General features: G+C 66.3%; 8 protein-coding genes. All 8 read left to right on the top strand.

Annotation, left to right across the window (positions count from 1 at the left end; all coding sequences use genetic code 11):
* Positions 1-328: 328 nt before the first annotated feature.
* Positions 329-1,009 carry a FadR/GntR family transcriptional regulator gene (locus OOT08_RS10710; protein WP_325092635.1) on the top strand — a complete coding sequence of 227 codons (681 nt, stop codon included), beginning with the start codon at positions 329-331 and terminating at the stop codon, positions 1,007-1,009.
* 303 nt (positions 1,010-1,312) lie between these two features.
* Positions 1,313-2,380 carry a sugar ABC transporter substrate-binding protein gene (locus OOT08_RS10705; protein WP_325092634.1) on the top strand — a complete coding sequence of 356 codons (1,068 nt, stop codon included), beginning with the start codon at positions 1,313-1,315 and terminating at the stop codon, positions 2,378-2,380.
* Between the two features lie 23 nt (positions 2,381-2,403).
* On the top strand, positions 2,404-3,492 hold the full coding sequence (locus OOT08_RS10700; protein WP_325092633.1) for a mandelate racemase/muconate lactonizing enzyme family protein: 1,089 nt from the start codon (positions 2,404-2,406) through the stop codon (positions 3,490-3,492).
* On the top strand, positions 3,489-4,622 hold the full coding sequence (locus OOT08_RS10695) for an ABC transporter permease (protein WP_325092632.1): 1,134 nt from the start codon (positions 3,489-3,491) through the stop codon (positions 4,620-4,622). The genes OOT08_RS10700 and OOT08_RS10695 overlap by 4 nt, the downstream gene beginning before the upstream one ends.
* Positions 4,619-5,656, top strand: coding sequence for an ABC transporter permease (locus OOT08_RS10690; RefSeq protein WP_325092631.1), 1,038 nt, complete (start codon positions 4,619-4,621; stop codon positions 5,654-5,656). The genes OOT08_RS10695 and OOT08_RS10690 overlap by 4 nt, the downstream gene beginning before the upstream one ends.
* Positions 5,653-7,188 carry a sugar ABC transporter ATP-binding protein gene (locus tag OOT08_RS10685; RefSeq protein ID WP_325092630.1) on the top strand — a complete coding sequence of 512 codons (1,536 nt, stop codon included), beginning with the start codon at positions 5,653-5,655 and terminating at the stop codon, positions 7,186-7,188. Before OOT08_RS10690 ends, OOT08_RS10685 begins: the two co-directional genes overlap by 4 nt.
* Positions 7,185-7,538, top strand: a complete 354-nt coding sequence (locus OOT08_RS10680) for an L-rhamnose mutarotase (RefSeq protein ID WP_325092629.1) — start codon at positions 7,185-7,187, stop codon at positions 7,536-7,538. Before OOT08_RS10685 ends, OOT08_RS10680 begins: the two co-directional genes overlap by 4 nt.
* Positions 7,535-8,403: amidohydrolase family protein (locus OOT08_RS10675; protein ID WP_325092628.1), on the top strand; the 869-nt coding region annotated here is incomplete at its 3' end. The genes OOT08_RS10680 and OOT08_RS10675, both read left to right, overlap by 4 nt.

The raw sequence follows: 8,403 nt of genomic DNA, 5'->3' as shown, positions 1-8,403 counted from the left end.
ACGGCCCCGGTGCCCCCGGCGAGGAAGTCCCCGTCGATGTCGGCGGTGAGGCCGCGGAGGTCGTAGGTCGCGGAGTCGGTGACGAGCGCGGGGATTTCCTGGCCGAGGGGGCCGAGCCGGGCGAACTTCATTGAACACTCATTTCTCAGATAGGTCGGAGGTCTTTGGCCATATTATCCACATCATCCCGGAAAATTTCATTTAATCGAGAAAAAGATAGGATCTATTATGGGGACTTCGGCGAATGCTCCTCCCGCGACCTCGCCGCTATGCCGCGCCACGCATTCCCCTCGCCGACCGAACCATCAGAGAGCATAGGATTCAAGACATGGCAGTCACAGACGAAGCAATCGGGCGCATCAAGGACATGATCGTCTCCGGAGAGCTCAACCCCGGCGACCGCCTTCCCCCGGAGAAAGAGCTGAGCGAACGCCTCGGCCTCTCCCGCAACTCCCTCCGCGAGGCCGTCAAAGCTCTCGAGGTCATCCGCGTCCTGGACGTGCGCCGCGGAGATGGCACCTACGTCACCAGCCTGAACCCCACGCTCCTCCTCGAAGCCATGTCCTTCGTTGTCGACCTGCACAACGACCAGTCAATCTTGGAGCTCTTCGCCGTGCGCCGCATCCTGGAACCTGCTGCTTCCGGACTTGCCGCGAGTCGGATCACCCCGGACGAGGTCGACAGACTCGAATCCGAAGTGCGGGCGGTCAGCCCCGCAACCACCGTCGAACAGCTGGTCGAGCACGACCTCTCCTTCCACCACGCCATCGTGGCCAGCGCCGGCAACAGCTACCTCACCGGCCTCATCGATTCACTGTCCAGCCACACGGTGCGGGCGCGGGTCTGGCGCGGGATCACCCAGCAGGGGGCGGTTGACCGCACTCTGGATGAGCATCAGGCCATCCTGGGGGCACTCCGCCGCGGGGATAGCGAACTGGCTACCGCGCTCACCCTTGCGCACATCGCGGGCATTGAAGAGTGGCTCCGGGGCGCCATCACCCAGGACTAGCCCCCTCTTACGGCCGGAACCCCGCCCGAAAAGAGAGACCGCGCGCCCGACCCTCGCGAATGCGCGCGCCCCGCCTTCGCCACCCCCGCACCGATCAGCCACCGAGCGGCCACGAGACAATCATGTCGTTTCGGATACGATTTAATAAACATCGGATGCCTTTGCCGAGTTTTCCCGCTAGGCTCCCCTGTGACGCAAGATACACAACCTTTAGTCGGATGTCTGGCCGGGAGTATCGAGCATCACACCATCGAGCTTTGGCCGAGCATGCAGGCAGCTCCTTTCTCAATGTGGAGGAACAATATGAACACGTCACTCATCCGCCGGGGATCGTTCGTCGCCGCGGCTGCCGCGCTGGCTCTCGTGCTGAGCGCCTGTAGCGGAGGCGGAAACCCAACCGACGGCGGCACCGACGAGGGGGCCGCTGCCGGGGACCTGAGCGGCGTCCAGGTCGCGTTGATTCCGGGTGGTTCACACCCGTACTTCCAGCCCTGGAAGACCGCTGGCCCTGCGGCCGCCACTGAGTTCAAACTTGGGGGCGTCGAGTACAACGAAACGTCGGAGTGGGACCAGACCAAGCAGAACGAGGTCGTCAACTCTCTGGCCGCCCAGGGAACGAATGCCTTCGGCATCTTCAGTGTCTCGCCCACTGACATCAATACGACCTTCACGAAGCTGAAGGACCAGGGCTTCGCCGTTGCTTCCCTCGGGAACTGCCCTGCCGGCGACACGAACGCCGCAGACTTCTGCCTCTCGACCGACACCGAGGTCGCCGCCTACAAGGCCGCACAGGCAGCCATCGAAGCCATGGGCGGCAAGGGCACCCTGGTGCATGGCACGGGGAACAACGTGGACACAAACACGCAGCGCCGCATCGCCGGCGTCGAAAAGGCCGTGGCAGAAACCAACGGCGCCGTCACCCTGCTTCCTCACCTGACCGACATCGACAAGGACCTCTCCACCGCCCAGAAGGCTGTCGCTGACCTCCTCGCCGCGAAGGGAGACGAAATCCAAGGTTTTGTCTCCACCGCTTACAATCCCGCTGTCGCCTCCGCGGCGGCCGTGAAGAATGCCGGACTGCCGATCAAGGTCGTTGCGATCGATGACGACGAGACGATTCTCGCCGGCATCAAGGACGGCTCCGTCTCCGCCACCGTGGTCCAGAACCCCGTCGGCCAGGCCCGCATTGGGTCCTGGGCGCTCGCGCAGTTGCAGACGGGCACCTGCACCATGAAGGAGCCCGGCGTGATCGTTGACTCCGGCTCCTTCATTGTCAACAAGGACAACGTCGACAGCTACGGCGACGAGCAGGACGCCGAGTCCGAGAAGCTCATGGATCAGTTCGCAAACGACCTGCTTTCCTGCAAGTAGACCCATTCGGAGTAATCAACACCATGCCTGTGATCACCCAAGCCACCGCCGCCCTCGTCGACATCGAGGTGGAAACGGTTCGCACCGATGCCGTACAGAGCTTCCTCAAGCAGGAAACTCTGCTCGTGGAAATCAGCACCGACGAGGGCCTCACCGGCGTCGGTTACTCCTACACGATTGGCACGGGTGGTCGCGCAGTGCTCGCTATGCTGCGCGACCACCTCCTCCCGCTCCTGCCCGGGCAGGACTCCCGAAACGTCGAACACATCTGGACGACGCTCTTCCGCTCCACTCGCGCCACCACGGTCGGTGCGATCACGTCGCTTGCCCTGGCCGCGGTGGACACGGCCCTCTGGGATCTGCGCGGGCTCAGGTCACAGTCCCCCCTCTGGCAGCTCGCCGGAGGGTACCGACCCGAGGTGCCGCTGTACGACACCGAGGGCGGCTGGCTCCACCTCAGCACCGAGGAACTGGTGGAGGGCGCGCTCGCCTCCCAGCAACGGGGTTTCCGTGGGGTAAAAATCAAGGTCGGCAAGGAGCACATCGCCGATGATCGAAGCCGCCTGCTCGCGGTCCGCGAGGCAATCGGGCAGGAGATGCACCTCATGGTGGACGCGAATCAATCCATGACCTCCGCGGAGGCGATCCGTCGCGCCCGCGCTTTCGAGGACGCCAACCTCTTCTGGTTCGAGGAGCCCCTGCCGGCTGACGATGTCAGCGGGCACGCGCGCCTCGCCGAAAGCACCAGCATCCCCGTCGCGGTGGGCGAATCCATGTATTCCATCGCCCAATTCCGCGATTATCTCCACCGCGGTGCCGCCGGCATCGTCCAGGTTGACGTCGCCCGGATCGGCGGGATCACCCCCTGGCTCAAGGTCGCTCACCTCGCAGAGGCTTACAACGTCGCCGTCTGCCCGCACTTCCTGATGGAGCTGCACGTCAGCCTCACCGCAGCGGTGCCCAACGGCGAATACGTGGAGTACATTCCCCAGCTGCGCGGGGTCACCAACACCGAGCTCGAGATCCGGGACGGGCGTGCGATCGCGCCAAACACCCCCGGGCTCGGCATCGACTGGAACCGCGACCGCCTCGACGACCGGACCGTCGCATGAGTGCCGCCGCCCGCCCGCAGGCGCAGGAGCAGAGCGCCGCCAAGCGCTTCACCCGGATCATCTCCGACAACCGCGTCGGGCTGCTGATCATGATCACCGTGCTGTTTGTCACGATCGGCTCGTTGAAGCCCATGTTCTACTCCACCGACTTCGTGATCGCGCCGATGCTCACCAACATCGCGATCTTCACCGTCATTGGGCTCGCCCAGATGATGGCGCTGTCGGTCGGCCAGATGAACCTCGCCGTTGGCGGCATGGCGTCGGCAGGAGCCCTCGCCACGGGCATCGTCCTGCAACGCTTCGACGCCCCCCTGGTCGTCGGCATCATCGCCGGGGTCATCGCGGGGAGCCTCCTTGGGGCGCTCTGCGGACTTCTCATCGCGCGAGCCGGGGTCAACGCCTTCGTGGTCACCTTTGCCATGAACTTCGCGCTGCTGGGCCTCGTCCCCACCGTGTACTCCTGGGCGAGCCCGGACGCGGCCATCTCGGTGGACACCCCGGGCCTCGCGGAGCTCGGGCGGCAAACGCTTGATCAGGTCTGCATCGGTGCAATGTGCGGCCCGAAGGGTGTGCCCGTCCTGTTGCTGATCTCGATCGTCGCCATGATCCTGATCGGCGCCCTATACTCGCGGATGCGCGTCGGCCGGGAAATCCTACTCACGGGGAGCAATGATCAGGCAGCGCTGCTGTCCGGGATCCCGGTGGCCCGGCGGCTGATCACCGTGCACATGATCTCCGGGGCACTCGCCGCCCTCGCCGGGATCATGCTCGGCGCCAGCACCGGCTCCTTTACCCCCGCGATCGGCCAGGACTTCATGCTGCAGTCCTTCCTCGGCCCGATCCTCGGCGGCACCCTCCTCACGGGTGGCGCGGTCTCGGTGCTGGGGACGATGCTCGGCATCACCCTCACCGTGGTCATCCGCCAGGGGCTGCTGATTTTCCAGGTGGGCGTCGAATGGCTGAACATTCTGCTCGGCCTCATCCTGCTGATTGCGCTGTCGTCCGACCGGATCCGCACCGTTGTGGGCCAGCGCAACGCGCTCCGGCAGACCCTCGCGAAACCGCAACCGCCCGGGCCGGGCGCCCCGCCCAGCGACGCCGCCGCCGCGCAGATGGAGAGCACCCGATGAAAACCGCACTGTCACGCTTCCTGCACAGCCAGAACGCCTCCCTGCTCGGCGTCATCGTGGCCGGCGCCGTGCTCCTGACCATTCAGTCCTCGGGCACGTTCCTCTCCTCGAACTCGGTGCAGACCTTCTTCCAGTTCCTGGCGATCCCTATCGTGATCGGGCTCGCACAGATGGCCACGCTGGCGGTCGGTCAGCTGAACCTCGCGGTCGGGGCCATCGGTGGTTTCTCCGCGTGCTTCGCCGCGGTGCTCATGGCCGACGCCGGATTGCCCGCCTGGCTCGGCGGCCTCGTCGCAATTGTGGTGGGTCTCCTCGCCGGGCTCCTCAACGGGGTGCTCGTCGTCCTCACCCGAATCAACGGCTTCATCGTGACCCTGGCCACAATGACCATCCTCACCGGCGCACAGTACGCGCTCGTCGGTACCCGCACGATCCCCGCATCGGCTTGGCCGGAGCTGGCCAGCATTGGCTCCGCACGCCCCCTGGGCATCCCGCTGATCTTCTGGTTCGCGATCATCATCGCGGGGCTTCTTGCGTACTTCTACCGCAACGCGCTGCCCGCTCGGCACATGCTCGCCAGCGGGGGGAACGAGCTCGCGGCCACCCTCACCGGGATCTCGAACGGGCGGAGCCTGATCACCGCGCACGCGCTGAGCGGCCTGCTCTGCGGCGTGGCCGCCTTCCTCGCGCTCGCCTCGCTCCCCGGGGCAAACAAGAGCGTCGGCGGTGATTGGATGCTGTCCAGCTTCGCCGCTCCCATTATCGGCGGCGTCGCGCTCACCGGTGGCGGTGTCGCGGTGCTCGGCACCGTGTTCGCGGCCACGATCATTCGTCTCGTGGACAGCGCCCGCGCCGCTTTCCAACTCGACCCGAGCTGGGTGAACTTCGTGATCGGCGCCGTGGTCCTCGGCACGGTCGCCCTCGAGCGGGTCCGCGCCACGCGCCGCACCCCAAAGTCCGGCCGGAAGGCCACGCCGCCCGATGCCCCGCCCACCGCGGCCGTGCGCGCCGTTGTTCAAGGAGGAACCCCATGACCGACCCCTACGCCCTCGAAGTCCGGGAGGTCACCAAGACCTTCCCCGGCGTGCGCGCGCTGGACCGGGTCAACCTGCGGGTTCGTCCCGGTGAGGTGCACGCCCTCCTCGGCGAAAACGGCGCTGGCAAGTCCACGCTCATCAAGATCCTGACCGGGATCCAGCCTGCCGACCAGGGAGAGCTGCTCATCAACGGTCAGCCCCAGAGATTCTCCTCCGCGCAGGAGGCGACGGCAGCCGGCATCGGAGTCGTGCACCAGGAGCGCAACGTGATCGCCGACTTCACCGTCGCCGAGAACATCGTGCTCGGCAACACCCCGAAAAAAGCGGGCCTGGTCGATTGGAAGGCCGTCCGGCAGGGCGCGATGAACGTCCTCGACATGCTCGATTTCCCGATCGACCCGGACACCCCCACACGGTTACTCTCCCCCGCGCAGACGCAACTCATTGAGATTGCCCGCGGCCTGTATTCCGAGAGCCAGGTCCTCCTGCTTGACGAACCGACCGCATCCATTAGCGAGGCCGAGTCGGAGCTACTGTTCCGCGTCGTACACCGGCTCACGGAGCAGGGAAAGTCCGTGTTGTTTGTGAGCCACAAGCTCGAGGAGGTGTTCGCGCACTGCGATACCGTCACGATCTTCCGCGACGGCGCTTCGGTGCTCGAGTCGGCCCCGCTCGCGGACTACACCCGCGACGAGATCGTGGACATGCTCGTCGGACGGACGCTCGCCCGCCTCGACATCCCCGACCGGAACCCGGACCGCACGGGGGCTCCCGCGCTGGAGCTGCGCCGCGTGGACACCCAGACCGGACACCAGGGCATCAACCTGGCGGTGCATCCGGGCGAGGTACTCGGCCTCTACGGCCTGGTGGGCGCCGGGCGCAGCGAACTGGCCCGGGCCATCCTCGGGCTCGATCGGATCACCTCGGGTCAGATCCTCGTCAACGGCACCGCCACCACGATCCGATCGGTCGGCGACGCCCTCGAACGGCACCGGATCGGATACGTCACGGAGGACCGCAAGTCCGAGGGACTGTTCCTGGACCAGAGCGTGTCCCGAAACCTGACGGTCACGGTGTTGCGACGGCTGCAAAACGCCTTCGGTTTCGTACCCGAGCAGGCCCAACGAGATCTGGCGGACGAGTATATTCAAGAGCTCGATGTCCGGGTGTCCTCCCGCGATCAGCTCGTCGGGCAGCTCTCCGGGGGGAACCAGCAGAAAGTCTCCCTCGGGAAGTGGCTCGCCGCGAATACCGAGATCCTGATCATTGACGAGCCCACCGTGGGGATCGACGTCCGCACGAAGGGGGCGTTCTATCAACTGATCTGGGCCCTAGCAACCGCCGGCAAGGCTGTCATCGTGATCTCAAGTGACCTCGCCGAGACCGTCACCCTGGTCGACCGCATCGCGGTGATGAGCGACCTGGTCATCACGGGCGAGGTCACGAATACGCACGACTACGACGAGATGAGCAAGGCCGTCATCCGGTTGGTGCACCGGGACCAGACGGTGGACGTGGGTACCCCGTGATCGTCGCACTGCACTCCGAGCTCCAGCCGGGCACCGCTGAGCGGTACGATCGCGAGCACGCGAGGATTCCCGCGGACCTGGCCGTGTCTTTCGCCCGGGTTGGCATCTCGGAATGGCGAATCTGGCGTTCCGGGGAGCGGCTCTTTCACCTCGTCGAGTGCGAGGACTTTGATGCCGCCATGGCCGCCCTCGACACGGACCCGGCGAATCAGCGTTGGCAGGCGCAGATCGGTGCCGTGGTTCGCCGATTCTCCGGCCCCGAGGGCTCGGAGGGCATGAGTCCGCTTGTCGCCGTGTGGGCCCTCTCAACGCAACGCGAGGTGCCTCTCGAAACGGAGCTGCCGACATGACGCTCATCGACGCCCACGTGCACGTCTGGGACACGGGGCGGCTCAGGTATCCCTGGCTCGCGGATGTCCCCGTCCTCACCCGGTCGCACCTGCCGGAACACATCGACCGCTCAGCGCACGAGTTGCCCGGGGCCACGGAGGCACCCGGTGACGCGGGCATGGTGTTTGTCGAAGCAGGGTGCGTGCCCGAACAGTTCCTGGCCGAGGCTCGAGCGGCGAGCGACGCGGTCTGGCCGGAGCTTCGCGGCATCGTCGCGGGGGCGGATCTCACCTCCCCTGATCTGGTCGCCCACCTCACCGAGGTACGCGCAATCCCCCTCGTGGTCGGGGTGCGGCACAACCTACAGGGGCTGCCCACCGGGGCGCTCAACGACCCAGCGTTTCGGGCCGGGCTCGCGGCGGTTGCTGCGGCCGAGCTGAGCTTTGACGCCTGTGTCACCCGGGATCAGTTGCCGGAACTCGCCGCGTTCCTCGAGGCGGGGTTCAGGGACTCCCCCGGCCTCCGCGTCGTCCTCGATCATCTCGGCAAACCCGCGGTGGACGAGGGGCTCGACAGCGCCGAAGGTCACGACTGGGCCGAGCAGATTCGCCGAATTGCGGCGCTGCCCGGCGTCGCGGTCAAGCTGTCCGGGTTGGCTCCCGAGGCCTCGTCTCCGGAGCTGCTCACCAAACGCGCCCCAGAGTTCTTACGCTTCGCGCTCGAGACGTTCGGGCCGGAGCGCTGCCTCTACGGCAGCGACTGGCCCGTCAGCGCCAAGCTCGGGGCAGGGGGCACCGCGCTCGCCTGGCGAGCCCTCGTCCGCGACGCGGTCACCGCCGTTTCCGGCGAGAACATGGCAGCCCGCACCGCAGTCGACGCGGGCAA

This window comes from Leucobacter sp. M11, from assembly GCF_035726885.1.
Lineage (GTDB): Bacteria > Actinomycetota > Actinomycetes > Actinomycetales > Microbacteriaceae > JAPFRB01.
Note: the sequence above shows the minus strand (reverse complement) of the source record. Positions and strands in the feature narration are given on the sequence as shown.